This window comes from Ureibacillus sinduriensis BLB-1 = JCM 15800 (assembly GCF_000772955.1).
In the GTDB taxonomy this organism is placed as follows: Bacteria; Bacillota; Bacilli; order Bacillales_A; family Planococcaceae; genus Ureibacillus; species Ureibacillus sinduriensis.
The window spans coordinates 1-25,760 of record NZ_JPVO01000039.1 but is presented as its reverse complement, the minus strand read 5'-3'; the positions used below and the strand labels follow the sequence as shown (position 1 = coordinate 25,760).

The following is a 25,760-nucleotide window of genomic DNA, read 5'->3' as shown; positions in this document are numbered from 1 at the left end:
CAATCAGCAAAAAAGAGTATAATGTTGAGTAATGAACACATTTTAAAATTTTTGTTCAACAAAGGGTGAAAAAATTGGGCCAAATAGATCTACGGGTAGTGAAAACGAAGGAAGCACTTCATATAGCATTATTAACTTTATTAAAGAATAAACCGTTAGAAGCCATTTCAATTTCTGAAATTTGCCGAATTGCAAAAGTAAATAGGGGAACTTTTTATTTGCACTACGCACAAGTAGGAGACTTATTTGAAGAGTACTTCAAGGAAATCATGGATGATTTAGCAACCTCTTATCATGAGCCATATCGTTATGTGGCAAAACTCAACCCAAGAGAACTTAACCCATCCACGATACGTATTTTTCATCATGTGGAAAAATATAAAGATTATTATCGTATTATATTATCAAAAAATGTACCACTTACTTATTATTATTTACTGCTTGAAGAAGTTAAAAATTTATTAACGGGCAACCTAGAGAAGGATTATAGGAAAGAAGGGGAGATTGACCTGAAATGGCAAGCATCTTACGCGGCCAATGCTATTTTAGGGCTTATTATACAATGGTATCAGGATGACTTTGAGCAGAAGGCAAACTACTTAAATGAGCAGCTTGTTAAAATTTTGAGGCTGACTTAACTTTCGCTAACATTTCACCTTTGGATAGGTTAGAATAAGACATTATACTTCGTAAACCGAAATGAGAGGAGACATCTATGTTTTCAAAGTTTTTTGCTTATTATAAACCGCACAAACGGTTATTTATAATCGATTTTTCAAGTGCGATAATTGTTGCAATTTTAGAATTAGCATTTCCTATAGCTGTTCAGTGGTTCATTGATGAACTGCTTCCAACCAATGAGTGGGGAATGATCGTCAAAGTAAGTGTATTGTTGTTGTTGGTGTATGTACTGAGTACAATCTTGAATTTTATCGTCAACTACTTAGGGCACAAACTAGGAATCAATATTGAGACGGATATGCGACAAGACTTATTTAACCATTTCCAAAAACAATCTTTCCGATTTTTCGATAATAACAAAACCGGACATTTAATGAGCCGTATTACAAACGATTTGTTCGACATTGGCGAATTTGCCCACCACGGACCGGAAGACTTTTTCATCGCCATTATGACCTTTATCGGGGCATTTGCAATTATGTTCAATGTCAATCCGACATTAGCTCTGGTCGCTTTGGTTGCAGTACCATTTTTGATTTGGATTGTTACATATAGCAATAAAAAAATGAATGCTGCCTGGAAAGAGATGTACGGCAAAATTGCGGATGTAAATGGCCGTATAGAAGATAGCGTTTCGGGGATTCGTGTCGTCCAATCATTCACAAACGAAAAGTTTGAAATGGAACGTTTCCGTAAGCAAAATGGGTTATTCAAGACAGCGAAACTACTAGGTTATAAAGTAATGGCCGGAACCCACTCGGGCATTTATATGATGACAAGGCTACTAACACTAGTCGTTTTAGTTTTTGGAGCGTGGTTAAGCTTTAATGGAAAACTAACTTATGGGGAACTAGTGAGCTTTGTCCTTTATACAAATGTATTAATTAAACCAATCGATAAAATTAGTGCATTGCTCGAATTGTACCCAAAAGGAATGGCTGGATTCAAACGGTTCCAGGAGATGTTAAATGAGCAACCGGAAGTGCAGGATAAAGAGGGTGCAATTGACGTTTCTTATTTGCATGGCGATATAAAATTTGAACATGTAACCTTCGGATATGAGGGAGACAAGGTCATCTTAAATAATATTTCATTCGATTTGAGAGCAGGGGAAATGACTGCTTTTGTTGGACCTTCTGGAGCAGGGAAAACAACGATCTGTTCATTGATACCGCGTTTTTATGATGTAACGAGCGGTACCATTTCTATTGACGGCATTGATATTCGCGATATGTCGAAACGTTCATTGCGCAATCAAATCGGGATTGTTCAACAAGATGTATTTTTATTCACTGGGACAATCAGGGAAAATATTGCTTACGGAAAACTTGGTGCTACAGAGGAAGAAATTTTGGAAGCACTCCGAAAAGCCCATTTAGAAGACTTTGTTAATAATTTATCTGATGGTCTGGAAACAGAGATTGGCGAGCGTGGATTAAAGCTTTCAGGAGGGCAAAAACAGAGACTGGCGATAGCCCGCATGTTTTTGAAAAATCCACCGATTCTAATCTTAGATGAGGCAACTTCTGCTCTTGATACGGAAACAGAAAAAATAATTCAAGAATCGCTGGCGGAACTAGCAGAAAATCGTACAACGCTTGTGATTGCCCATCGATTGGCAACCATAAAAGATGCGGACCGTGTAATGGTCGTAACTCCGAATGGTATTGAAGAAGATGGTTCCTATAATGATCTGGTTGCAGAGAATGGCATCTTTGCTAGATTACATCAACATCAATACAGTTAAAAACGAGAATGCCCAAAGTTTGTTCAACAAGCTTTTGGGCATTTTTTTGCAATTATTCGTGCAGGGGGACTATAATATTGATATAAGTAAATATTACCTATGTCTAATTAGTGACCTTTGAACTAAAATGTTTATATTATACAATTCCAAATCACTAATAATTAATAGTTTAGGAGGAGGTGGGGATTTGAAGTATAAGGAGCAAAAGTTGAATATTTTGAAGCGCCTATTCAATAATGTGGAAACAACAAAACTGAGCGGGGCTATGAAGGAAGATTATTTTGAGCATACACATTTGGCTGAAAATGGGTTTGAAATCGAATTTAACAATTTTCAATACATATTTGACCACTTAACATCCGGAATTTGGATGCGTGAGGAAATACAAGGGGACTTAGTCTATGCTTCAAAGGGCTTTGAAGAAATCCTAAATCTCCCTTTAGATAAAATTTATGAAACACCGTCATTAAGGTTTCAAATGGTTCATTCAATGCATAAAAAAGAAGTGGCTGCTCATCTAGAGATGGTTGCTGAAGGAAAAAAGGTCCAAATGCTTTATCCTATCAACGATGGCAAAGGTCAAAAAAAGTGGCTACTCGAACAAATTATTCCGAGAGTCAAGGATGATGGAATCGTTACACAAATTTTCGGCATGATCACAGATGTCACCCACGAAATGAAAATCGAAGAAAAACTGAATTTCTTGGCTCACTATGACTCGTTAACACGGCTTCCAAATCAGAAAAGCCTGTTTGAAAAGCTGGATCATTTTTGTCGAGAGGGCATAAAGTTTTCCCTTCTTTACCTGGACATTGATCGATTCCATGTCATAAATAACTCCTTAGGTTATCAAATTGGAGACGAAGCACTGAAAAAGATTGCACTTCGCCTTTCCGATTTAACACCAGAAGAAGGATACTTAGCACGTTTAAATAGTAATGACTTTATTTTGGTAGTGAAAAACTATGAGTACGAAGAAGAAGTTTACGAAGTAGCAGACAAAATACTTCGTTCTTTTGAAAAGCCCATCACTATCCGGGACTATGTATTACATATGACGACGAGTATCGGCATAACGTTTTTCCCTGAAGAAGGGGAAGGCAGGCTAACTTTGTTGGAAAATGCCCATACAGCCCTTTATCAAGCAAAGCGGCAGGGAAAAAATAATTACCAGTTGTTTTCATATTCCAAAGATATTCCATCCTATAAAAAATATGTCTTGGACCGAGATATGCGCTTGGCACTAATAAATGACGAGTTTAACTTATACTTCCAACCCCAAGTTGAGCCTAGGGAAGGGTTCATTGTTGGAGCAGAGGTGCTCATTCGCTGGCAGCATCCTGAATGGGGAGATATTTCCCCTGCAGAATTTATCCCATTAGCAGAGGAAAATCATATGATTAATAACATAATTGATTGGGAGATTGAAAAAGTTTGTGCAATCCTTCATGAATGGAAGGTAAAAGGTTATCGAATTTATCCGATCTCAATCAATATTTCACCCATGCGCTTTATGAAAGATGGCTTGGTGGAACTGATACAAAAACAACTAGAAAAGTACGATGTGGAGCCCCATTATCTAGAGTTAGAGATAACAGAAAGTTCTCTATTAAAAACGGATCAAACGGTATTAACCATCTTAAATGAATTGAAGGAATTAGGTGTAAAAATAGCGATTGATGATTTTGGAACAGGATATTCATCCCTTGACTATTTGCGAAAGATTAAACCAGATACCATCAAGATCGATCAAACGTTCATCAATAATATTAAAAGCGACAGTGAAATCGATAAAGGTGTGATTGCTTCCATTTTATTTTTAGGGAAAAGGTTGGAAATGAAAGTTGTTGCGGAAGGGGTGGAAGAAAAGGGGCAACTGGAGTTCTTAAAGCACAATGAATGTGATATGATCCAAGGTTTTCTATTTTCGGAGCCTGTACCGAAGGAAAAATATGAGAAAATGATTCAAGTTGGTTATTTAAAAGCAGTGCAAAAATCTAAAAGGAAAAGTGGCATGCGGGAAAATAGGAAATTCTATCGTTTTGAGTTGCCACTCCATATCCAAGGTGAAATGACGATTGCAGAAGTCAATGATCAGGTTGTCCATGTTGGTTCGACACCGATTTTAATTGAAAATTTAAGCTTGGGCGGCATAAGAGTCTTATCCAATTTAAAACTGCCAGTGAACTCCAATATGAAATTTAAATTTGAGTTTAAAGTACTTGGAGAGGTGATTGAACTGTATGGAAGGCTGCGATGGATTGAGGAGGAACTTCCGGACGTCTATTCCTATGGGGTGTTGTTCCGTTTAAATCGGACGTATGAAGATTATTTAGCGCGGCTCATAAATCAAATGACTACACTAAGAATAAAGAATCAACCGATACCAAATACAGAATTTGTTTACGAACAAGTTTCTAGTTATTTCCAAAGGACATAAAAGAGGCCCTAAAAAAACCGTTTAATGGGGCGGTTCTTTAGGGCCTTTAAATTATTAATGGACGTATTGAAGTACTTTATCTACAACTTGCTCACCGGCTTGTACCCATTTGTGTTTATTTTGAATATTCCCGTCCGTATCTATAGGTGTTTGGAATTGACTAAACCCAGTTGCATCAAGAAGCGAGCCATCATCAAAATCCAGCCCATAGTTTACAATATGTTTGATGACATACGGTGTTTTGAATTGTATATGAGCATGATCGGAGTCAAGCTCCCCACTTATGACAACGAAGGGCAGACGTAAATAAATTGTTTCTCCCTCTTGTCTGGACAAAATAGCATCAAAAAAACCACGGTCATAATCCCAATATCCCCCAAGACAAAAACCATAGTTTTTAAGCTTATCGCGTAAATAACCAAACTGTGCATGTTTTCCTTCAAGTTCAGATTCGAATTGTAGCATTGGCGTCTAACTCCTCCATCTATTTCTTATTATAAGGATAGACAAATATGGAAGAAGCGATACACAAATTTTACAACAGAATAGATGAACAATTAGATATATTATGCGGTAAGCTAAATTTCAGGAATTTGATTGAATGCTTCTTCGGCACTGGAAAAGGCAGGGCGTATTAGCAAAAGTCGTTCGATATAGTCAACAACAGCAGATGGCAGCTGCAGCTCTTCCTGCCAACTTTTCTCCTTTTTGATTGTTGGCGTGTAATTGGAGTAAAGTAGAAAGAGCAAGAAATGCCCAATAAAATACAAATCACTTATATGGTTTTCAGTCCGCTTTGGATTGATTATTTTATCGTATTTGATTTCTTCATTTATATATGAAGCCAGTCCGAAATCAATAATATAGAGCGTGTTGCCTTTCAATAAAATATTTGGAATGCGTAGATCCCGATGGACGATTCCCTTTTTGTGGAATTCTTTTATAATTGAAAGGAGTTCTTTCGTAATTTGAAGTGACCGTTCCAGCGGGAATCTCTTCCCCTCTGCAAAAATAGCCTGTTCAAAAGTCTTGCCCTCTATATAATCCATAATATAAAATGGAATATCCTGTATTTTACCGTGCGAAATGATGGCTGGTACATGGTGAAGACCGGTTTCTTTTAATATTTTTATTTCTCGATCAAATTTTTGCCTTATTTTTTTCTTGTGGCGATGCTTTGTTTTCAAGCGTTTTAGCACATATTTTTTATCAGAGGCGGCATCCTCCAGTAAATATGCTACACCATATGCACCTATGCCAATTTCTTCTATAAAGTTATAGGGCGTTTCATTATTAACAAAGCCTTTTACGAGTCGATCATATTTCTTTTCGGAGAAGTATTCAAAAATCATCAGCTACTGAAAAAGCTGCGAGAACTTCTTGAACCGAAAAAGCCGGATTTGCTGCTTCGTTTGTAACCTTTTTTGTAATGCTTATGCCCGTAATAATTATGCTTATTGGAATAATGTCTTTTACTGCTGGAATGGTTCCGGCGCTTTCCATGGCTGCCACCTAGCAATCCCTTTAATATCTTATCGAACATACAATTATTCCTCCTAATAGTCTTAGTTATATCAAAATGTTGTAGCTAATTTTGTTGTTATTTATTATACGTTTAAAAGTAATATTAGTTTCATTAAATTAGTGAATGTTATTTGTTTTACCATCTGGACTTCGTTTTTAATCTAGTGTAAAGTATAATAGTTAGTTAGGTTAACTATCTATTATGGAGGTTATTGAATGAATAATATGGAACCAACCCTTTTTGATAGCTACAGGGACTTGTACAGGCCTTATGTGAACGCCGTGAACAATCGATTGGCGAAGCATCAACTATATACATCTCAGTGGGTGGTATTGCGCTTGATCAGCATTAAAAAATCTTGTACTTTGGCAGAATTGGCAAAAGAAACACGAGTGGAAAAACCTAGCGTGACACGTATTATTCAAAAGCTGATGGAACTAGGGTACGTTGAAATACAGCAAGGGGATGACAAAAGAGAAAAGTATGTCCACCTCACTGCACGAGGATCGGAAGTGTATACATCCCTGCAAACAGAGCTATCTATATTCTTAGATGAGCTTACGGTCGGAATTGACGAAGCGGATTTAAAGACTACCCGGGATGTGTTAAATCAAATACTAGTAAAATTATTAAGGTAGGAGAATTAAGATGGTAAAACAAAAAGAACCGCTATGGACCAAAAATTTTATCATGATATCGTTGACCAACTTTTTGGTTACGTTAATTTTTTATTTGTTAATTGTTGTCATAGCTGGATTTGCAGTAGATAAATTCAATGCGTCGACAAGCATAGCGGGATTAGTATCCAGTATTTTTATAGTTGGTTCCTTATTGGGACGGCTACTGACAGGGCGCGTGATCACCTCTATAGGAAGTAAGAGAACCTTTCAAATCGGGTTGATCGCCTTCTTCATTACAACATGGGCATATTTTATTGCCATCAACTTACCAATGTTAATATTGATTCGTTTATTGCATGGGATTGCGGTCGGAATTATAGGGACCACGACAGGAACATTAATTGCACAAATTATTCCTCCATCTAGACGTGGTGAAGGAATTGGCTATTTCTCCATGAGTGCGGTTCTGGCAACGGCAATTGGTCCTTTCATCGGAATACTGCTTACTCAACATACAGAGAGTTTCACCTCGATCTTCTTGTTTAATGCCATATTGGTGGTTGTCTGTGTATTGATGTACTTCACGGTGAACTTGAATCATATAAAAGCGCCGGCAAAAGTTACAGAAGCAACAGATGAAAAAGGCTTTAAATTAAGTAATTATATCGAACCGAAAGCATTGCCGATTTCCATTATCGTATTGTTTATCGGATTTGCATATTCCGGTGTGATGTCTTTTCTCTCATTCTATTCTGAGAGTATCAATTTAGTAAAAGCGGGAAGTTTCTTTTTCCTTGTTTATGCTATAACAATCCTCTGCACACGTCCGATTACGGGCCCATTGATGGATCGCAAAGGGGCGAATATAGTTTCTTATCCAGCGTTAGCTATCTTTGCAATGGGTATGTTTCTATTTAGCCAAGCGACGAATTCAATTGTTTTCTTGATTGCTGCGGGATTAATCGGCATCGGATATGGAAATATGAACTCAATTGCACAAGCACTAGCAGTCAAATCAACTGAACCGCATCGTTACGGATTGGCGACATCTACTTATTTTATACTGCTCGATATTGGTTTAGGGGTAGGTCCGTTTATATTAGGCCTGGTAGAACCTTACACAACCTATCGTCAACTATTCCTGGCAATGGTGCCTATTATTCTGTTGGCTCTAGTTTTATACTACTTCTTGGTCCACAAAAAGTACCAGGCACTCAAACAATTCTGAATTGTTTGAGTGCCTGGCACTTTCTTTTTTTATTCTTCCATATAAACTTCGCCGTCTTTGTAGGTCATTTGTTCAGGGTAGCGAAGGTTGATAACGGCATCTTGGATTTCTTGTGAAGGTGGTTTTGTTGCAAGGGATACGATGATGTTCGTTGCAAATGCCGCAATTGCGCCGAATACTCCTGCACCAGTATCGATAATTCCGAGAATTGTAAAGCCTCCGTATTTCGCCGCAAAGATGTAAGTTAAAGTTACGCCCAAACCAACCAGTAAGCCGGCGATTAAACCTTTCGAATTTGAACGCTTCCACCATACACCTAGCACTAATGCTGGGAAGAATGTTCCTGTAGCGAGTGCGAATGCCCAAGCCACAATTTGTGTAATGGCTCCCGGAGGATTTAGGGCTACTAAGCCAGCTAAAAGTGTAGCTATAACAATTGTAATACGTCCAACATTTAAACGTTGTTTATCAGTGGCAGTCGGTTTTATAATACGATAATAAATATCATGAGCAAATGCAGATGAAATGGCAATCAATAAGCCGCCTGCCGTTGAAAGGGCTGCAGCCATAGCACCGGCAGCAACTAGGCCGATAACGAATATGCCCAGGTTTGCAATTTCCGGTGTGGCCATTACGACAATGTCATTTGCGATAATTAGCTCACTCCACTCAAGAATTCCATTTCCACTAGTATCGGCCACTTTTAAAAGCCCGGTGTCCACCCATGTTTTTGTCCACGCCGGAAGTTCCGCAATTTTACTGCCAGCAACTTGAGTCATTAGGATGAAACGGGAAAATGCCGCATATGCCGGTGCAGAGAAGTATAATAGCCCGATGAATAATAGCGCCCAAGCACCTGACCAACGAGCGGCTTTCATCGTTGATACGGTATAGAAACGTGCAATAACGTGAGGAAGACCGGCAGTACCCGCCATTAAAGTAAACATCAATGCAAGGAATTGCCACTTGGTACCTTTTTCAAATGGTGCAAAGTATTCAGATAACCCTAATTCCCGGTCGAGTTCACCCAACTTTCCAACAATCTCCCCATATGATAACCATGGTAGCGGGTTGCCCGTAATCTGCAGCGACATGAAGATAACGGGTACAAGATAAGCAACAATCAGCACAATATATTGGGCAACTTGTGTCCATGTAATCCCTTTCATTCCCCCAAATGCGGCATAGAATGCTATTAATACCACACCAATCATCGTTCCGAGTTTCGCATCAATTTCGAAAAGACGGCCGATAACTACACCGGATCCAGATAACTGGCCAATCGAGTAAGTGAAACTGATAATCATCGTACAAATAGCGGCAATAATGAGCGCTGTCTTACTTTTATAGCGATCCCCGATAAATTCAGGTACAGTATAACTTCCGGACTTTCTTAGTTGGGGAGCAAGCAAGAATGTTAAAAGTAAATAACCACCAGTCCAACCCATAATGTAGGCTAAACCATCGTAGCCCAACATCATAATTGTCCCGGCCATACCGATGAAAGAAGCGGCACTCATCCAGTCGGCGCCAATAGCCATACCGTTCCAAATCGGTGGAACCCCACGGCCGGCGACGTAGAATTCTGATGTTTCTTTTGCCTTATTATAAATGGCTATAAAAATATACAAAGCAAATGTCGCTAAAATGATTGCTAACGATGTAATAAACTGTGTATCCAAAAATCATCCCCCTTTGTCGCTATGTTCCAAACATTAATGATCGACCGTAGACCCCCGTCCAATCGCCTCGTTCTTGTTAGGGTCAATTCCATACTTTTTGTCGATTTTATCCCCCATAACGGCATTAACAAACAGTAAAATGATGAAGACTGCTAAAGCGCCTTGTGCTCCCATGTAGTAGTGTAATGGAAATCCATTAAAGTAAATATCGCTTAAAGGTTCAGCAAAAAGAACTATGCCATAAGAAACAATCGCCCAAATGATAAAGTAAACGATCATATAAGTATTTTTTTCACGGAAGTACGCATCTGCTTTACTTTTGTCGATTTTTTTCACTATATCACCCCTGTTCTCGATTTCCTTAAAAATTTTTTGTTGCAAGGATGTTTATCATCTTTCTTGCAAAGTCTTTCCTCCAACCTCCTTTATGAACGGATTGTATTTTTACCTGCCCCATTTGTTGGGGCATGGGAAAAATAAAAATGCGAGTAAATGATGAGAAATTAGTTGATTGGCTGGTTAGCTGGAATTACTGATGGGAGGTTAAGGCAGTATGGTTACTGCAGGCTAAAGATAAATTTTACGGTATCGATAAACGGGGCCGGTACGAGTATGATTTCAGCAACTATATATAGTGCGATCGCAACAAACGGGACGGCTAAAACGCCAAAGCGTTTTCTTCTTAAAGCGACTAATAAACAGAGCCCTGAGAGTACTAGAAATACGTATAAAATGACCAATGACCTCCTTCTTCGCCAGCAAATTTTTTTATGTTTAAAACTTATGAGGAAAATCGTCACAATATTATTGATTTTCAAAGAAAAAATTGTTCATAAAATCAAAAAAACGCTATTATACCCAACATACGAATTGGCCGATCCTCAATAAAAATAGTTAAATGGGATTGTTTATCATCTGTAATCTTTCGAGGATATTGAATATGGCTTTTAAAATAAAAGGGGGAATCTAAAATAGGAAGGGGAAGTATGTGCGGAATGATAAATTTAATTGGCCCAACTAATGATTAGGCCAATTATTCACTAGTAGATGTATTTACAAAAATACTCAGCCATCTCTTCATAAGTTAAATTTAATTTTCGCATTATTCCCAGACAGTTCGATAATATAATGTCTGCTCCTTCAGATTGTTCAAACTGCACACCATAACTTGTTTGAAGGAAATTTGCAAAATCCCATTTTTCCGGGGCATTCTGTTTAACTCCATTATAATACTGGTCCATCTCACTATATAGATCTTCAAAAAACTGCTCGAATAACTCGCTTCTTTCCATCAAATACCGATAAGTGCTACTGTTCATGGGGACTTTCGAAGCGTACACATCTTTTGTGACAATTTGAATAATATCTTCCTCGTTAATGTATTCGCTCGCCGTTTCTTCTATTACACAGATGGCCGATTGAAATAGTGGATGGGATTCCAGCGTTTGCACATTGTCTAATTTTTTGCGATAAAATTTCTTTAAAATAAGACCTTCATCAGAAACATAAAGTACTTCATAATGAAATGTTGTGTCGACTGCCCATGTATTGTCTTCTTCCAAAATGGCGTAACTCTCTCCGTAAAGTACATCAGTCTGCATTTGGACTGGTTCGAATTCGTAATAAGTCGAACCTTCCACCGCGTGACCAGAATACTTCAAATAAACATCATGAACGTCCTTTTTACTTGGATTTACAAGACATAGGCTGTATTTTTCCCTCGGAATGACAAATTGAAGAATAGCATTCAGCTCCTTCTAGGTTGTTAAGCCAATTTTTGGCTGCTTAAGAAAAAGCGATTCGTTAAAACATATTCACAAAATTTAATAATATTCATCATTATTGCTTTATCTATCGATGCAGTATGGGTTACCGATAAAATAAGTATGTTCAATTCTTTATTTTGCAATAAAAAAGGAAGTACGCCAATTTTCCTTATAAACTTTTAAAGTAGGGATATTCAACCTATGTGGGCTTCCGATTTCTACATAAATTGATTGTAGTTTAGTAGAAAGGAGGAGTGAAATGTACCCTTTTGATTATGATGATGATTTTTTAGATCGATTTGATGATGAATCTCCGAGAAGAGGTCGTGGAAGAGGTGGAAGACAACCTGGATTTCCAGGGGGGGCACCTGGTGTGCCTGGTGGCTTCCCAGGTATGCCCGGTTTCCCTGGAGGTTTCCCGGGTAGTCCAGGAGGTTTCCCAGGGGGTGGTCAAGGTCAACTACAAGCACCGACTTCACCTCCACCCAACTTTACACCTCAAATGACAACACTTCAGCAACAACAATTCACTCGTGGTGGTGGAGTAGGTGGAATAAGACGTTGCTTTTTCAGAAACACTTTTGTGTGGATGAGAAACGGCAATAGCTTTTGGTTCTTCCCGATGCTGGCCTTTGGAAACCAAATTATCGGTTTCCGATGGAGAGGAACAAGAGGCTGGGTTTATGACTCTATCAACCGAAATAATATCTTGTTCTTCCAATGCTATTAATCCGCTAATCTAGTGATTCACACCCCTAAATTTTGAATCAATCCTACTGCAAAGTGAGATGCCTCGTGTATCTCACTTTTGATGTTTTCGGGTTGTTCTAAGTCAGCTAGGAAAGGAATATGTTATAGTAATGACTATTTATGGGGTGAAGGATAATGGAGAATCTTGATAGAGTACGTGAGGAAATACTGGAAAGTGTTGGTAGTTTAACAGATGAACAGCTTAACGAGGTTGTGGCGGAAGGGTCATGGAGTATCGCTCAGGTCCTTGAGCATTTATATATTATGGAAGAAAAGATAGTAGGGCAGATCCACAACGCGCTCAACGAGGAGGAACATGAAGAACCCGGCACATTCCCTCTTCATGTTGTTGTAGACCGCACGAAGAAAATCGATGCTCCAGATTATTTAGTCCCATCCAACAATTTTCACACGTTAGAGGAGCTGAATGAGAAATTAGCTGCATCAAGAGCATCTTTAAAACAGATTGCACACTTGCATAACGAGGAAGAGTTGAGCCAAAAGACGTTTGCTCATCGCCGTTTTGGAGTACTGAGCATAAATCAATGGATTGCATTGGTTGGCTACCATGAACAGCGGCACATTGGTCAAATTGAGGAAATTAAAGAAGCACTGACAAGAAAATAATTTAAAAAATCACTTCGAGCCGCTAGTCAGAAGCTAGTGACTCTTTTTTTTTCATCATTCACAGCTCCGCTCCTTAAAAATAATAAGAGTACAATGCGGCGTTATGGGTAAACAATAAGAGTATATAACTTTTGAAAGAGGAGTTCGGATGTCTAACATAATTTTGATTCTGATATTACAGCTCGTGTACGTCCCCCTACTAACATTACGAACGATTTTCCTGGTAAAAAATCTTACTTTATTTGCGGCGATTTTTGGAATATTGGAGATGCTTATTTATGTTTTCGGGCTTTCTTTAGTATTCAATGGTGATCAAAGCTTGGTAGCGATGATTGTCTATGCTGTAGGGTTTGGATTGGGAATGTTCTTGGGAACGAAGATAGAAAATAAATTGGCTATTGGCTATGTATATATCACGATTAATACCCAAGATAAAAATCAAGAGCTGATTGATACGTTAAGAATAAATGGGTTTGCCATAACAACCTACATAGGCGAAGGGCGAGATAGTGACCGTTACAAATATGAGATATTGGCAAAACGAAATCGCGAAAAAGAAGTATTTACATTAGTTGAATCAATTGAGCCAAAAGCGTTTATCATATCATATGAACCAAAATCATTTAAGGGCGGTTTCTTAGTTGACCGAATGCGGAAACAAGCCAAACTTAGACAATGAGTAAGAACTAGGAAAGGTATCCTAGCTCTTTTCCTCATTTGGCTAGAAAGTAAATACGCTAGTGAGTAGTAATCGGTTGAAAAGGAGGGTTTTACAGCTTTTTTATTGATAGCGGTTTGATGTTTGAGTTATATGCTTCGATGAGTTGTTGGAGTCTTTCAGTCTTGACGGGACCTCTTGGGCACGGGTGGTAGTATTCATTGTTTTCGGAAAGTATTCCGAATGAAGGAATACCGCTATCCTGGATTAGCTGGAGCCATTCTCTTTTTTCTTTTTCGAAATACTTCCATTTGCTTCTTTTCTCGACACCCCAGCCAATTAGTAACCAGGGATGCTGCGTCATTTCAAATAAAGAAGGCAGTGCAATGGTAGGGTATTTTCCAGTGGCCTTTAAATGTTCAAAAAGGTTTATGGATTCCACCCCGTTCGTATTTCTTACGTAAAATAAATTATAGATATGAAGCCGGCCATCCAAATTTGTGTGAGCTTCCTTCATAAATTGGATTAGTTGCCGCATGGTATTGTCAATAGTTGTTTCATCGGTATGGGAACCGTTCATAATCAGCTTCTTCCTTGCTTCTCCTTGCAAATCGGCAGAACCGGGATTTAACATAACTACTGCACCTAGCGACTTCCGGGAAGTGCCGAATTGTATATACGTATTTGTCCGATAAACTTCCTCCCCAATTAGTTGAAAGGTAGCGATTGCTTTCACATTTTCCAACTCCCTAACCCCCATCTATACGTAGTGTTATTCATCATATTCGCAAATTAGGGGAATTAGTATCTTAAACTCATAATGACAATAATTTTTCCAGAAAAGTAATTCGATGAAGAAGAGGGGGGATGTTGGGAAGTAAATATATATAATAATTGTAGTCGAAAATGGTTGAAATTTATTTGAAGGTATATAATAAAAACTATCAGAAATAATATGCTATATAATTGATGCAAAAAACTAAAGAAGTTCAACAATTATATAGATATATCTTTTTCTGTTACGAAATATAATTGACAATTCATATTTTCAAGGAGACGAATCAAGTGCTAGAAGAAATATTTTCAACCTATGCTTCCATGTTCGATTGGCATATGTGGGTAGAAGCTTTATCAAGTTCGGAAAGCTGGGGACTTATTTTATCTTTGGCTGTCATGGAATGCATATTATCTGCAGATAACGCATTGGTGCTTTCTGCATTTGTAAAGCCACTACCAAAAGAACAGCAAAAAAAGGCGCTAATTTATGGCTTATGGGGAGCTTACATATTCCGTTTCATTTTTATTGGACTGGGTACTGTATTGATTAAATTCTGGGCAATTAAATTGATCGGCGCACTTTATTTATTGTACCTCGCTATTAAGTTTTTCCGCGAGAAAAGTAAAGGAAAAGATGGAGACGACGAAGCTGACGCCAAACCAAAGGGCTGGCTTGTTAGGGTATTCGGAGTGTTTTGGGCTACGGTTATAAGTGTGGAGCTCATGGATTTGGCCTTTTCCGTAGATAGTATTTTAACGGCACTAGCCATTTCTGAACAAGTTTGGGTCGTGTTGCTTGGTGGTATGATTGGAATTCTGTTAATGCGAGGGATTGCTACGTTCTTTATCGCCTTGATGAATAAAGTGCCGGAACTGGAAACGACTGCTTACGTTTTGATTGTCTTCATTGCTGTCAAAATGGGACTCACTATTATAGATATACATATTCCAAACGAAATATTTATAATCGTATTGATTTTGGCGTTTATTCTAACTTTTATTATTCATGCGGTTCGAAGCAAAAAAAGTACAGTGAATTAAATAGACAAACGATGAGGTGAAAAGTTCAAGCTTTTCACTTTTTTCTTTCACCGGTGTTGCTCCCGTAAAGAAAGATCCAATGGGGTTAATTTGGACATAAATGTGAAAGGCAGGCATAAAATGCAATATGACCACATATCTTGTAATGATGCTTTTGGTCAGTGAATCGACTTCTAGTATAAAGCGAGGTGTGGGTATGTCTGAATATGAAACATATATGGAGGAGAAAAGTAAAATCGATAGTTACTTTGACAGAGGCTATCAAGTCATCAGTATCTTTGAGAATTTAAGTGGTACATTTGTTGATTTTGTTACAGGTGAAGGGGCTAGTGAACGGGAAGTCGTCCAACTAAAATTACTAACTGCCGAAGCTAGGAAATATATTGCTACAAAGTTATTGTTCGTCAACTAAACGAAGAGGACCGAATCGGAGGGGAGAGTTACTTCTCTCTTTTTTTGTGTTCCCATCTATCTTTATATTATTAGCATAATGAAGAAATTCCCCTTTAGACTCTTATCACTTGTTCGTGAAAACAAATATTAACTTTTACCATCCATCTTGACACCAAATAAACGTTTTGTTAAATTGTTAGTAATAATACAAACGAAATGTTATTTAGTTTAATTTATAGCAAACATAATTGATGTTCGTTTAGAGAAAAGAGGTTTGTACTATATATGAGCCAATCAGAATTGTTTTGGAATGCTAAGTTGGATGAAATGAAGAAAGGATACACAGAGGATGCGAACCAATTTATATGTCTGATGTGTGGGCAAACAGTGGAAAAAGGCGTTATCTATCCTCAAGGCGGGATTCTGTATGAAGCACAGCGCTTTATCAGGCTGCATATTGAACAAAGTCACGGTTCGGTGTTTGAATATTTAGTTGACTTAGATAAAAAATTTACAGGGTTAACAGAGCATCAAACAACACTCTTACGATATTTTTATGCAGGAAAACGTGATAAAGAAGTGCAGGAAGAGATGGGAATAGGAAGCAGCTCGACAATTCGCCATCACCGTTTTGTATTGAAGGAAAAAGAACGTCAGGCAAAAACATTGCTAGCCATTATGGAGTTGCTAAAAGAAAGAGATCATAATGCGCCATCATTTGTAACTCCCCATAAGCATGCAACAATGGTGGATGACCGTTATTCGGTTACGACGGAGGAACAGGAGAAGATATTGGAAAAATATTTTGCAAATGGACTTAACGGACCATTAGTAAAATTCCCCCCGAAGGAAAAGCAGCGTATTGTAATCTTGCGGGCGATTGTAGGCAGATTTGATGAAACGGCAGTATACAACGAGAAAGAGATGAACGGGATCTTAAAAGAAATTTACGAAGATTTTGTACTGCTGAGAAGGTATTTAATCGAGTATGGATTTTTTGATCGAAAATCTGATGGAAGCGAATATTGGGTAAAAAAATAAAGCGGGGAAGCAGGAAGTGAGTGAAGAATATGGATAGAAAAAAGGAATTAAAACATATGTACCAGGAACTGGAAATTGTTGCAGGAGTTTATCAAATCAAGAATAATATGAATGGAAAGCGATTTGTCGAGAGTACGAGAAATCTAAAAACCATTAACGGGGTTAAATTTACGCTGAATAACAATACACATATGAATAAAAAATTGCAATCGGACTGGAATGAATTTGGTAAAGATGATTTTTCCATTGAAATCTTGGAGACATTGAAAAAAGATGAGAATAATCCATACTATAATGAGAAAGAAGCTTTAAAAGAGCTGGAAGAGAAATGGTTGGAACAGTTGAAACCTTATGGGGAAAATGGATATAACTAAAAAAATAACAAAAGTGCACACGTTCCGAAATTACAAAGTTGTGCACTTTTTTCTTTTGAGTAAATTGCTGTCTATTATAGCTCCTAGGAAAAAGTTTAAATTTCATTCATTTCAAATCATTATGTTTAGTAATATATAGTGACATTTATGAAAGGAGGAGGGTGCCTTTTTGAAGTTTTTCCGCTTTCTCTTAGTTTCCATCATTATTTTTTTAGTTGGTTGTGAAGAGTCGGTGGAAGAAAATCCAGTTGTCATGGTATATGCAAAACCAGTAATTGAAACTAGTCCAACTATAGAAGTTTCAGAACAAGAACTAAAATTGGAGACTTCCAGTGAGGAAATTGAGTTGGTAAATGCATGCTACGAGAATGAGGTTTTTATCGAAGATGAAAAAACTTGTTCATTGAACATTGAATGCAACGATGCTGATTCCTGTGCAAAATGGGGCAATACAATAGTTGCAAATCTTGAAGCTGATTACGGGTCACTAGTTTATGAAGAATCTGTTGCAACTGGACAGGAAGGAATTACCCTGCTTGCTAGCTATAATGTCGATCATGATGGGGAAATGATTTTTGCAGAAGAGCAGAAACTTTCCAAAGAGTTAACGGATTATCATTCCCATCTTTGGAATAGCTTTAGCTGGCTAATACCTGAAAAATATCGAAAAGAGATCAATCGATTCGAGGTGTTTGAAAGTGGTGACACACTTGCCTATATCTCTTTGCGTGATAAATATGGGCGATTTTGGACGTTGGGAATGAATAATGAAGATATTGAACTTGCTTCTGAAACATTGGTGACATACTTGCATGAATATGCACATTTCCTGTCCTTAAACGAGAGTCAAATAGATTATTGGACAGAAATAGATGGGTGTACCTCGTTAGTTTTAAAGGATTCAGGCTGTTTTTATGAGGATGCCTACTTAAATGCTTTTTATAAACGATTTTGGGAGCCGGGGGGTCATGGGAAGATAGAGGATTTTTATGTTTCAAGGTATGCCATGTCTTCTCCCGAAGAGGATTTCTCGGAATCTTTTGCTCATTTCGTGTTGACTGAAACTCCTTCCGGAAAAAATGTAATGGAAGAAAAGCTTTTGTTTTTTTATGAGTATGAGGAATTGGTTCAATTACGGACAGAAATTTTAGCTCGAACAGCAACATGGCTTGTTCGAAGTTCACTCAATCCTTCATAGTAAGGATTGGCTTATTTTAAAAGCGAAAAACCCCCTTCGCCTATTGCGTCGGGGATGTTATTTTCTGCAGCCATCTGTCCATTTTATTATGAAAAGCGTCTTAAAGGAGGCGCTTTTTAAATGATTGATTGTACAGTTATAGTACCCGCAGAATCAAAAATCATGTTTGTTATTTTAAACCATCAATAAATGACTCGATTTCTTCTTGAGTTTTACGATCCTTGTTTACGAAACGACCTATTTCTTCATTATCATTAAATGCAACGAAACTAGGGATGCCAAAAATATCTAACTGAATACATAAATCGATGAATTCATCCCGATCTACTTTGATAAATTGATATGTGCCCGAATATTTCTCTTCGATTGTCGGCATTACTGGATCAATGAAACGGCAATCTCCACACCAATCTGCTGAAAACATGAAGATCGTTTTTCCTACTGCTTTCAACTTTTCAAATTGTTCAACGGATTGTAAGTTTTCCACTTAAATTCCCCCAATACTTTTCCCTCATCTTACCATAAGTAATTGGTTATTTCCTATAAGAAAGCTAAGGAATAACAAAAACTTCTTTAAATAATATCCCACATTTCGAACAAAATATTTATGTGGTTATAGTTTTTTAAACGCGATCAGCGAGATTCCTTCAGACTGTAAAATATAGATGCAATTGTTCGCAGTCATGGATTAAAAATTTATGCACATTCTAAATGGTGAAAAGCAGAAGGAGGGTTCATTTTGGTTCGGCATTTAGTACTATTGTCTATATTCCTGTTAATTGGCACTACAGTTCTTTCCGAGGATGTTAATGCAAATGAAGCGCCCTCGAGGGAACAAGTAATCGAGCAACGTATGTCTATGTATATACAATTTCAAGACCATATTGTCCCTTGGTATAACTTAGCAGCCATCGACCAATATGAACGAAACATCCAAGCAGTTAGGCCGGATATACCCAAACGAGAAAGCACCGTTGCCATACAGTTTTCTAAAGAGTCCTGGGCAGGGGCATTGAACCCTCAACCTGATGATACATCCCCATTCTCAATAGAGTATTTTGGAGGTTTAGGGCTCGATGGAAATGGTGATGGCGATGCGAGCCGGGACGATGACGAAGATGTGATTTTTACTATAGCAAATTATTTAAGCCAGTTTGGGCCGACAGAGGAGGATTTCAAACTTGCTTTGTATGAGTATTACCAAACCGAAGAGGCTGTTAATCAGATACTAACGATTGCTAAAATGTATAAACACTATGACACAATCGACTTAGATACACACGTTTTCCCTGTACCGGTGCGTGGATATAATTATAGCTACAGGGGAACTTGGGGTGCCAACCGGGGCTGGGGTGGAAGACGTATACATGAAGGAACTGATATATTTGCCGGTTACAGTACACCTGTAGTTTCTACTTCGTATGGCGTCGTTGAAGTGATGGGGTGGAATGAATTTGGTGGCTGGCGTGTAGGAATAAGGGATAATCACAATACGTATCACTACTATGCCCATTTAGCATACTTCAACAAGGATTTGAAGGTAGGCGACATGGTTGAACCGGGAATGCTACTAGGCGGTGTGGGGAGCTCTGGCTATGGGAAAGAAGGCACTTCCGGGAAATTCCCGCCACATTTGCACTATGGAATGTATAAATTTAACGGTCGGACAGAATGGGCATTTGATCCATATCCCTCTCTTGTACAGTGGGAAAAATTCACGAAACAACAAAGGAAATAAATGGAGGTTGCTCAGAAATGAGCAATCTTTTTTAAAAAACTTTTATTGACGTATTGACAAGATAGTTCGAATCATGGTAAATTTATCTCGAATTAGAGATAACTCAGTTCGAAATAATATAATGAATTCAAACAAAAATTTTTTTAATATAATATCTCGATTTCAAGATAAACACATTGGAGGAAAATAAAATGGCAAAATGGATAGTGGATCAATCTCATTCGAGTGTTGGATTTGAAGTAAAACATATGATGGTTTCAAAAGTGAAAGGAACTTTCGATTCTTATACTGCTGATGTAGAAGCAGCAGATCTTGCAGACTTGACTTCAGCGACAATTGCATTCAAATTTGATGTTGCAAGTGTTAATACACGCAGCGAAGACCGCGATAATCACTTAAAAGGTGCGGATTTCTTTGATGCAGAACAATTCCCTTCAATCGAGTTCAAATCAACAAACATCACTAGAGATGGCGATGACTACAAAGTAACTGGTGATTTAACAATTAAGGACGTAACAAAACCAGTAACATTTGACGTTGAATATGGCGGTAAAGGCAAAAATCCATGGGGTGTAGAAGTTTATGGTTTCGAAGCGGAAGCTAAACTTAACCGTGAAGAATTCGGTTTAACTTGGAATGCTGCACTTGAAACAGGTGGCGTACTAGTTGGTAAAGACATTAAAATTAAAGTTGAATTGGAAGTTAACCCAGTAGCATAAAGCTTAAGAATGGGAACAAGAGGGCAATACAACAAGGTTGGTTGCCCTCTTTTAAAAAATTAAGAAATCAAGATGACAGTTTTCTTCACTTAATAGTAATTTTCAAAGTTGAATAATAACAGTTGCTGAATAAAAGCGAAGTAAACAATCCATAATAATATAGAAGACAGAAGTGAAATTTTTTTAATTAAATATCTCGAATTCGAGATAGTTTTGGAGTGATACTAATGGATGAATTAAAAGGATTGCACCATGTAACAGCAATTACTAGTAGTGCGGAAAAGATTTATGATTTCTTTACTTACACATTAGGCCTTCGTTTAGTAAAGAAAACCGTTAATCAGGATGATATTAAAACATATCATTTATATTTTGCGGATGATGTGGGCAGCCCGGGAACGGATATGACGTTCTTTGATTTCCCCGGAATTCCAAAAGGAATACACGGGACAAATGAAATCTCAAAAACATCATTCCGTGTACAGGATGATGCCGCATTACAATATTGGGAAAAACGCTTTGATCGATTCAAGGTGAAGCATACAGGGATTAAGGAACAATTCGGCAAGAAAATTATCGGTTTCGCCGATTTTGATGAACAACAATATCAATTAATTTCTGATGAATTAAACGAGGGTGTAGAATCAGGAACACCGTGGCAAGATGGGCCTATCCCTTTAGAATATGCCATCACAGGGTTGGGACCAATCCATATCCGCACTTCTTATTTTGATTACCTTAAAGAGGTTATGGAGACAGTATTCTTTATGAGAGAAATTGCACAGGAAGATTCTTTCCATCTATTTGAAATGGGCGAAGGTGGGAATGGTGCCCAAGTCATTTTGGAATACAATACGGTGTTACCTCAAGCTAGACAGGGATTTGGAACTGTGCATCATACAGCCTTCCGCGTGGATGATCGTTCTGACTTAGAAGCTTGGAAGCAACGTCTGCAAGAATTCAAATTGCCTAACTCAGGTTATGTGGAGCGATATTATTTTGGATCACTCTACACAAATGTAGCTCCTTCGATTTTATTTGAATTGGCAACAGATGGCCCGGGATTTATGGGAGATGAACCATATGAAACGCTTGGTGAAAAGTTATCGTTACCACCATTCTTCGAAGAAAAACGTGATGAAATAGTAAATTTAGTCAGACCGATCGATACAGTACGAAGTACAAAACATTTCGAAAAACAATATGAATGAGAAGGTGAATTTAATCAGATGGGATTTTTGAATAGACTATTCGGAAACAAACAAGAGGAGGAACAAACAATGACGAAGTTAAATATTGGTATTATTTTAGGTTCAACTCGTGAAGGACGAGTAAGCCCTCAAGTGGGTTCTTGGGTAAAAGAATTAGCAGACAAACGCGGGGACGCAAACTATACAATCATTGATATCGCAGACTACAAGCTGCCGTTGCTAGGGGAAGCAGGCGGTGACACCTCAGGGGTGGCGGCTTGGTCACAAGCAGTAGCTGCTCAAGATGGATTTGTTTTTATTGTACAAGAATATAATCACTCTATCACGGGTGCCCTTAAAAACGCCTTGGACTATTTGCGAGAAGAGTGGAATAACAAATCGGCTGGAATCGTATCTTACGGTTCTGTAGGAGGGGCGCGTGCTGCAGAGCACTTGCGCGGTATCTTGGGTGAATTATTAGTAGCGGACGTACGGGTGCACCCAGCATTATCTTTATTCACTGATTTTGAAAATGGCACTGACTTTAAGCCGAAAGAAGTTCAAGCAGATTCTGTTAACCAGATGTTGGACCAAGTAATTCCTTGGGCGACAGCGTTAAAAACTATCCGCTAATAGAAAAGCTCTAAAGGTGCATGTGCAAGCCTCCGCGTTGTTGATAACGGCAATGCGGCATTGTCTTACTTTTCGCATTCGCTTGGAGAAACTGACTGATGGGGACATAAAAATTGCTTACAAAAGACAACATGTACACAGTTATTTGTGTACGTGTTGTAAGGTAAGCATCATTCTAATTCTAACAATATGAAATTTGAGCAAATCAATTAAATTCGATTGAAGGATGTGCTCAGATTTTATGTTCATATAACTTTAGGAGGCACCACTATGAAAAAACAAACAACGGGGATTCACCACATTACTGCGATTGTTGGCCATCCTCAAGAAAATATCGATTTTTATGCAGGGGTATTAGGTTTAAGACTTGTGAAAAAAACCATTAATTTTGATGATCCAGAAACATATCATTTATATTTTGGTGATGGAAGCGGTAATCCTGGTTCAATTATTACATTCTTCCCTTGGGCGAATGCGTACCAGGGGAGAATAGGAGACGGCCAAGTCGGTGTGACTACATATGTAGTACCTGCTGGAGCTCTGGATTTTTGGAAAAATCGCTTATTGAAATTTGAAATTGAATATATGGAAGCAAAACGGTTTGGAGAAACTTATCTCCAATTTGACGATCCACATGGTCTTCATCTTGAAATAGTGGAACGTGGAGATGGAGCGTTGGATCCTTGGACATTTGGTGGGATATCAAAAGATGTGGCCATTAAGGGATTTGGCGGCGCTACTCTATACTCCGTTCATCCGGAAGAAACAGCGGCGACGTTAGTTAATGTAATGGGACTAGAGATAGTAGGAACAGAAGGAGATTATACTCGCTTTAAAGCAACGGCTGAAATTGGAAATATTATAGATGTAAAAATGACTACTGGTGTTCGAGGCACAATGGGTGTTGGGACAGTCCATCATATCGCATGGCGTGCAAACGATGCAAAAGACCACCGAGAATGGCAGAATTACGCGATGAATCAAGGCCAACACGTTACTGAAATCAAGGATCGGAACTACTTTGATGCAATCTACTTCCGTGAGTCGGGTGAAATTTTATTCGAAATTGCTACAGATCCACCTGGTTTTGCCCATGATGAGACTTACGAGATAATGGGTAACCAGCTAATGCTGCCGGAACAATACGAACATCTACGGGATCGACTAGAGAAATCTCTGATCCCTATTGAAGTTAGACCACTTGACTAAGGAGGGCGACATGATTTCCATTAATCCCAACGATCTTACTGAACACGAAGTTTCAAAGATTCTTAAAGGCACTATTATTCCGAGACCTATTGCCTTTGTGACAACAAGCTCTGATCAAAATATCGTGAACGGGGCACCTTTTAGTTACTTCAATATTGTATGTGCCCATCCACCGATGATCTCTTTGGCAATTCAAAGAGAGAATGGGGCCATGAAAGATACTACAAGAAATATAAAGAGTAATGAAGAATTTGTCGTTCATATTGTCGATCGCGATAATGTGACGCAGGTCAATGAAACAGCAGCACCTTTGCCTTTTAACGAAAGTGAACTAGAGCTTGCGAAGATGACACAGGTTCCAAGCACATCAATCAGCGTACCGGGTATAAGGGAGTCGAAAGTTCGGATGGAATGCAAACTGGTCAAAGCCATCCCACTGGATTCAGAAGGTGGATCGCTCTGTGATCTACTAATCGGACAAGTAATTCAGTTCCATTTAAATGAAGAGATTTACGAGGAAAATGGCAGAATAAATGCGGAAATATTAAACCCTGTCAGCCGTTTGGCGGGTTCTGAATACGCCGAAATAGGAGAATTATTCTCCATTATAAGACCTGAATAAATATTGCAAGGAGGATAATGCGTGAGACATATATTTAAAGAGGGAACAAACCAGGATAAGCCGGTATTGCTATTATTGCATGGCACAGGAGGCGACGAAAACGGTTTAATTCCACTAGCTGATATTGTAGATCCCGAAGCTTCATATTTAAGTGTGAGAGGGAATGTATTGGAGAATGGCATGCCCCGTTTCTTCAGACGTTTAGCAGAAGGTGTATTTGATGAAGAGGATTTAATTTACCGCACAAAGGAATTAAATGAGTTTTTAGATCATGCTTCAAAGGAATATAGATTTAATCGCCAAAACATCCTGGCATTAGGGTATTCAAACGGAGCCAATATTGCAGCAAGTCTCTTATTCCATTATAAAGATGCTTTAATGGGAGCAATTTTACACCATCCGATGGTACCTAGACGAGGTATTGAATTGCCGGATCTAACCGCTAAGAACGTATATATAGCAGCTGGTACAAACGATCCGATTTGTCCGCAACAGGAGTCGGTGGAACTTAAGCAATTACTGGAAGCGGCTGGAGCCAAGGTTGATGTGCATTGGGAAAATCACGGCCACCAATTAACCATGAATGAAGTTCAGGCCGCAAAACAGTGGTATGAAAATAATTTATAACAATATAGATGTGCAGATAAAGTCTAGCCTGATTTTTATCTGCACTCTTTTTATTCTAAAAGTAAATTTCCTTTGTTGCTAAGGCGTTGACTAAAGCAAAGAAACTTGTTTTTCCTTCTAATTAGATTAAATTAAATAGCTTCTTTTCTTTTATATTGTAACGTACGCCGTAAAACAATATGATTTTATATTTATAAAGTGTTGACAATGACGAATGAACAATGTAGTATATTAAAAGTCGCTGATGTGACGCACAATAAAACTTATTAATAAACGAAAAAGATAGTTGACTTCTGATTGATAAGTTGATATTATATAAAAGTTGTCTCGATTGAATGAAAAAACTTTATTTTAAAAGTTCTTGACGCCAAACGAGCACAGTGATATGATATAAAAGTCGCTGTTAAAATGAAGCGGCAATAAATGAATGAACCTTGAAAACTGAACAACAAAACGTTAATGATATCGTTTCTT

General features: G+C 38.1%; 29 protein-coding genes. 20 read left to right on the top strand and 9 right to left on the bottom strand.

Annotation, left to right across the window (positions count from 1 at the left end):
- Positions 1-74: 74 nt before the first annotated feature.
- The 3 genes from CD33_RS03020 to CD33_RS03010 all read left to right on the top strand — a co-directional run bounded on the left by CD33_RS03020 (position 75) and on the right by CD33_RS03010 (position 4,868).
- Positions 75-638, top strand: coding sequence for a TetR/AcrR family transcriptional regulator (locus tag CD33_RS03020; protein ID WP_036198063.1), 564 nt, complete (start codon positions 75-77; stop codon positions 636-638).
- A 77-nt stretch (positions 639-715) separates the two neighbouring features.
- On the top strand, positions 716-2,428 hold the full coding sequence (locus CD33_RS03015; protein WP_036198060.1) for an ABC transporter ATP-binding protein: 1,713 nt from the start codon (positions 716-718) through the stop codon (positions 2,426-2,428).
- A gap of 187 nt (positions 2,429-2,615) precedes the next feature.
- The gene (locus CD33_RS03010) at positions 2,616-4,868 is read left to right on the top strand and encodes an EAL domain-containing protein (protein WP_052129933.1); all 2,253 of its coding nucleotides are present in this window, start codon (positions 2,616-2,618) and stop codon (positions 4,866-4,868) included.
- 54 nt (positions 4,869-4,922) lie between these two features.
- Here the strand turns inward: CD33_RS03010 and CD33_RS03005 are convergent, their stop codons facing one another.
- The 3 genes from CD33_RS03005 to CD33_RS20120 all read right to left on the bottom strand — a co-directional run bounded on the left by CD33_RS03005 (position 4,923) and on the right by CD33_RS20120 (position 6,380).
- Positions 4,923-5,333: a YugN family protein gene (locus CD33_RS03005; protein WP_036198058.1), complete on the bottom strand. Its 411-nt coding sequence runs from the start codon at positions 5,331-5,333 to the stop codon at positions 4,923-4,925.
- Between the two features lie 113 nt (positions 5,334-5,446).
- Complete coding sequence (locus CD33_RS03000) at positions 5,447-6,220, bottom strand: serine/threonine-protein kinase (protein ID WP_036198056.1); 774 nt, start codon at positions 6,218-6,220, stop codon at positions 5,447-5,449.
- Positions 6,210-6,380, bottom strand: coding sequence for a hypothetical protein (locus CD33_RS20120; RefSeq protein WP_215490541.1), 171 nt, complete (start codon positions 6,378-6,380; stop codon positions 6,210-6,212). The genes CD33_RS03000 and CD33_RS20120 overlap by 11 nt, the downstream gene beginning before the upstream one ends.
- A gap of 228 nt (positions 6,381-6,608) precedes the next feature.
- Between CD33_RS20120 and CD33_RS02995 the strand changes: the two genes are divergently transcribed.
- Positions 6,609-7,031, top strand: coding sequence for a MarR family winged helix-turn-helix transcriptional regulator (locus CD33_RS02995; protein ID WP_052129931.1), 423 nt, complete (start codon positions 6,609-6,611; stop codon positions 7,029-7,031).
- Between the two features lie 10 nt (positions 7,032-7,041).
- Entirely contained in the window at positions 7,042-8,241 is a 1,200-nt protein-coding gene (locus CD33_RS02990; protein ID WP_036198055.1) for an MFS transporter, read from the top strand.
- Positions 8,242-8,270: 29 nt separating this feature from the next.
- Here the strand turns inward: CD33_RS02990 and CD33_RS02985 are convergent, their stop codons facing one another.
- From CD33_RS02985 to CD33_RS02970, 4 genes are all read right to left on the bottom strand, one after another.
- The gene (locus CD33_RS02985; RefSeq protein WP_036198053.1) at positions 8,271-9,923 is read right to left on the bottom strand and encodes a sodium:solute symporter family protein; all 1,653 of its coding nucleotides are present in this window, start codon (positions 9,921-9,923) and stop codon (positions 8,271-8,273) included.
- A gap of 33 nt (positions 9,924-9,956) precedes the next feature.
- The gene (locus tag CD33_RS02980; protein ID WP_036198146.1) at positions 9,957-10,259 is read right to left on the bottom strand and encodes a DUF4212 domain-containing protein; all 303 of its coding nucleotides are present in this window, start codon (positions 10,257-10,259) and stop codon (positions 9,957-9,959) included.
- Between the two features lie 221 nt (positions 10,260-10,480).
- Positions 10,481-10,663 carry a hypothetical protein gene (locus CD33_RS19745; RefSeq protein ID WP_084591239.1) on the bottom strand — a complete coding sequence of 61 codons (183 nt, stop codon included), beginning with the start codon at positions 10,661-10,663 and terminating at the stop codon, positions 10,481-10,483.
- Between the two features lie 300 nt (positions 10,664-10,963).
- Positions 10,964-11,584 (bottom strand): hypothetical protein, encoded by a 621-nt coding sequence (locus CD33_RS02970; RefSeq protein ID WP_036198050.1) that lies wholly within the window; start codon positions 11,582-11,584, stop codon positions 10,964-10,966.
- Between the two features lie 364 nt (positions 11,585-11,948).
- Here CD33_RS02970 and CD33_RS02965 point away from each other — a divergent pair, with 364 nt between their 5' ends.
- From CD33_RS02965 to CD33_RS02955, 3 genes are all read left to right on the top strand, one after another.
- Positions 11,949-12,419, top strand: coding sequence for a hypothetical protein (locus tag CD33_RS02965; RefSeq protein ID WP_036198048.1), 471 nt, complete (start codon positions 11,949-11,951; stop codon positions 12,417-12,419).
- Positions 12,420-12,574: 155 nt separating this feature from the next.
- Positions 12,575-13,066 (top strand): DinB family protein, encoded by a 492-nt coding sequence (locus CD33_RS02960; protein WP_036198046.1) that lies wholly within the window; start codon positions 12,575-12,577, stop codon positions 13,064-13,066.
- Between the two features lie 148 nt (positions 13,067-13,214).
- Entirely contained in the window at positions 13,215-13,745 is a 531-nt protein-coding gene (locus CD33_RS02955; RefSeq protein ID WP_036198044.1) for a DUF2179 domain-containing protein, read from the top strand.
- A gap of 91 nt (positions 13,746-13,836) precedes the next feature.
- Here the strand turns inward: CD33_RS02955 and CD33_RS02950 are convergent, their stop codons facing one another.
- Positions 13,837-14,460, bottom strand: coding sequence for a DUF1643 domain-containing protein (locus CD33_RS02950; protein ID WP_235863396.1), 624 nt, complete (start codon positions 14,458-14,460; stop codon positions 13,837-13,839).
- 362 nt (positions 14,461-14,822) lie between these two features.
- Here CD33_RS02950 and CD33_RS02945 point away from each other — a divergent pair, with 362 nt between their 5' ends.
- From CD33_RS02945 to CD33_RS02925, 5 genes are all read left to right on the top strand, one after another.
- Entirely contained in the window at positions 14,823-15,542 is a 720-nt protein-coding gene (locus tag CD33_RS02945) for a TerC family protein (protein ID WP_052129946.1), read from the top strand.
- Positions 15,543-15,738: 196 nt separating this feature from the next.
- Entirely contained in the window at positions 15,739-15,954 is a 216-nt protein-coding gene (locus CD33_RS02940; RefSeq protein WP_036198038.1) for a hypothetical protein, read from the top strand.
- A gap of 266 nt (positions 15,955-16,220) precedes the next feature.
- A complete protein-coding gene (locus CD33_RS02935; RefSeq protein ID WP_036198036.1) occupies positions 16,221-16,976 on the top strand; it encodes a DUF2087 domain-containing protein in 756 nt (251 codons plus the stop codon).
- A 29-nt stretch (positions 16,977-17,005) separates the two neighbouring features.
- Entirely contained in the window at positions 17,006-17,350 is a 345-nt protein-coding gene (locus tag CD33_RS02930; protein ID WP_036198034.1) for a GIY-YIG nuclease family protein, read from the top strand.
- A gap of 169 nt (positions 17,351-17,519) precedes the next feature.
- A complete protein-coding gene (locus CD33_RS02925; RefSeq protein ID WP_036198031.1) occupies positions 17,520-18,548 on the top strand; it encodes a zinc-binding metallopeptidase in 1,029 nt (342 codons plus the stop codon).
- A gap of 169 nt (positions 18,549-18,717) precedes the next feature.
- Here the strand turns inward: CD33_RS02925 and CD33_RS02920 are convergent, their stop codons facing one another.
- Positions 18,718-19,035, bottom strand: coding sequence for a thioredoxin family protein (locus CD33_RS02920; protein WP_036198029.1), 318 nt, complete (start codon positions 19,033-19,035; stop codon positions 18,718-18,720).
- 252 nt (positions 19,036-19,287) lie between these two features.
- Here CD33_RS02920 and CD33_RS02915 point away from each other — a divergent pair, with 252 nt between their 5' ends.
- The 7 genes from CD33_RS02915 to CD33_RS02885 all read left to right on the top strand — a co-directional run bounded on the left by CD33_RS02915 (position 19,288) and on the right by CD33_RS02885 (position 25,286).
- Complete coding sequence (locus CD33_RS02915; RefSeq protein ID WP_036198027.1) at positions 19,288-20,286, top strand: M23 family metallopeptidase; 999 nt, start codon at positions 19,288-19,290, stop codon at positions 20,284-20,286.
- Between the two features lie 191 nt (positions 20,287-20,477).
- Positions 20,478-21,005: a YceI family protein gene (locus CD33_RS02910; RefSeq protein ID WP_036198025.1), complete on the top strand. Its 528-nt coding sequence runs from the start codon at positions 20,478-20,480 to the stop codon at positions 21,003-21,005.
- A 227-nt stretch (positions 21,006-21,232) separates the two neighbouring features.
- Complete coding sequence (locus CD33_RS02905; RefSeq protein WP_036198023.1) at positions 21,233-22,216, top strand: ring-cleaving dioxygenase; 984 nt, start codon at positions 21,233-21,235, stop codon at positions 22,214-22,216.
- An 18-nt stretch (positions 22,217-22,234) separates the two neighbouring features.
- Positions 22,235-22,828: an NADPH-dependent FMN reductase gene (locus CD33_RS02900; RefSeq protein ID WP_084591238.1), complete on the top strand. Its 594-nt coding sequence runs from the start codon at positions 22,235-22,237 to the stop codon at positions 22,826-22,828.
- Between the two features lie 270 nt (positions 22,829-23,098).
- Positions 23,099-24,037, top strand: a complete 939-nt coding sequence (locus CD33_RS02895) for a ring-cleaving dioxygenase (RefSeq protein ID WP_036198021.1) — start codon at positions 23,099-23,101, stop codon at positions 24,035-24,037.
- A 10-nt stretch (positions 24,038-24,047) separates the two neighbouring features.
- Entirely contained in the window at positions 24,048-24,659 is a 612-nt protein-coding gene (locus CD33_RS02890; RefSeq protein WP_036198019.1) for a flavin reductase family protein, read from the top strand.
- A 21-nt stretch (positions 24,660-24,680) separates the two neighbouring features.
- Positions 24,681-25,286 (top strand): alpha/beta hydrolase, encoded by a 606-nt coding sequence (locus CD33_RS02885; RefSeq protein WP_036198017.1) that lies wholly within the window; start codon positions 24,681-24,683, stop codon positions 25,284-25,286.
- Positions 25,287-25,760 lie beyond the last annotated feature (474 nt).

Bases quoted from the DNA above. Each gene is read 5' to 3' on its own strand.
- CD33_RS02960 (WP_036198046.1), top strand. From the start codon at position 12,575: ATGGAGAATCTTGATAGAGTACGTGAGGAAATACTGGAAAGTGTTGGT.
- CD33_RS02955 (WP_036198044.1), top strand. From the start codon at position 13,215: ATGTCTAACATAATTTTGATTCTGATATTACAGCTCGTGTACGTCCCC.
- CD33_RS02910 (WP_036198025.1), top strand. From the start codon at position 20,478: ATGGCAAAATGGATAGTGGATCAATCTCATTCGAGTGTTGGATTTGAA.
- CD33_RS03005 (WP_036198058.1), bottom strand. From the start codon at position 5,333: ATGCTACAATTCGAATCTGAACTTGAAGGAAAACATGCACAGTTTGGT.
- CD33_RS03000 (WP_036198056.1), bottom strand. From the start codon at position 6,220: ATGATTTTTGAATACTTCTCCGAAAAGAAATATGATCGACTCGTAAAA.
- CD33_RS02945 (WP_052129946.1), top strand. From the start codon at position 14,823: ATGTTCGATTGGCATATGTGGGTAGAAGCTTTATCAAGTTCGGAAAGC.
- CD33_RS02935 (WP_036198036.1), top strand. From the start codon at position 16,221: ATGAGCCAATCAGAATTGTTTTGGAATGCTAAGTTGGATGAAATGAAG.
- CD33_RS02895 (WP_036198021.1), top strand. From the start codon at position 23,099: ATGAAAAAACAAACAACGGGGATTCACCACATTACTGCGATTGTTGGC.
- CD33_RS02990 (WP_036198055.1), top strand. From the start codon at position 7,042: ATGGTAAAACAAAAAGAACCGCTATGGACCAAAAATTTTATCATGATA.
- CD33_RS02890 (WP_036198019.1), top strand. From the start codon at position 24,048: ATGATTTCCATTAATCCCAACGATCTTACTGAACACGAAGTTTCAAAG.
- CD33_RS02900 (WP_084591238.1), top strand. From the start codon at position 22,235: ATGGGATTTTTGAATAGACTATTCGGAAACAAACAAGAGGAGGAACAA.
- CD33_RS02905 (WP_036198023.1), top strand. From the start codon at position 21,233: ATGGATGAATTAAAAGGATTGCACCATGTAACAGCAATTACTAGTAGT.
- CD33_RS03015 (WP_036198060.1), top strand. From the start codon at position 716: ATGTTTTCAAAGTTTTTTGCTTATTATAAACCGCACAAACGGTTATTT.
- CD33_RS02995 (WP_052129931.1), top strand. From the start codon at position 6,609: ATGAATAATATGGAACCAACCCTTTTTGATAGCTACAGGGACTTGTAC.
- CD33_RS02930 (WP_036198034.1), top strand. From the start codon at position 17,006: ATGGATAGAAAAAAGGAATTAAAACATATGTACCAGGAACTGGAAATT.
- CD33_RS02940 (WP_036198038.1), top strand. From the start codon at position 15,739: ATGTCTGAATATGAAACATATATGGAGGAGAAAAGTAAAATCGATAGT.
- CD33_RS02965 (WP_036198048.1), top strand. From the start codon at position 11,949: ATGTACCCTTTTGATTATGATGATGATTTTTTAGATCGATTTGATGAT.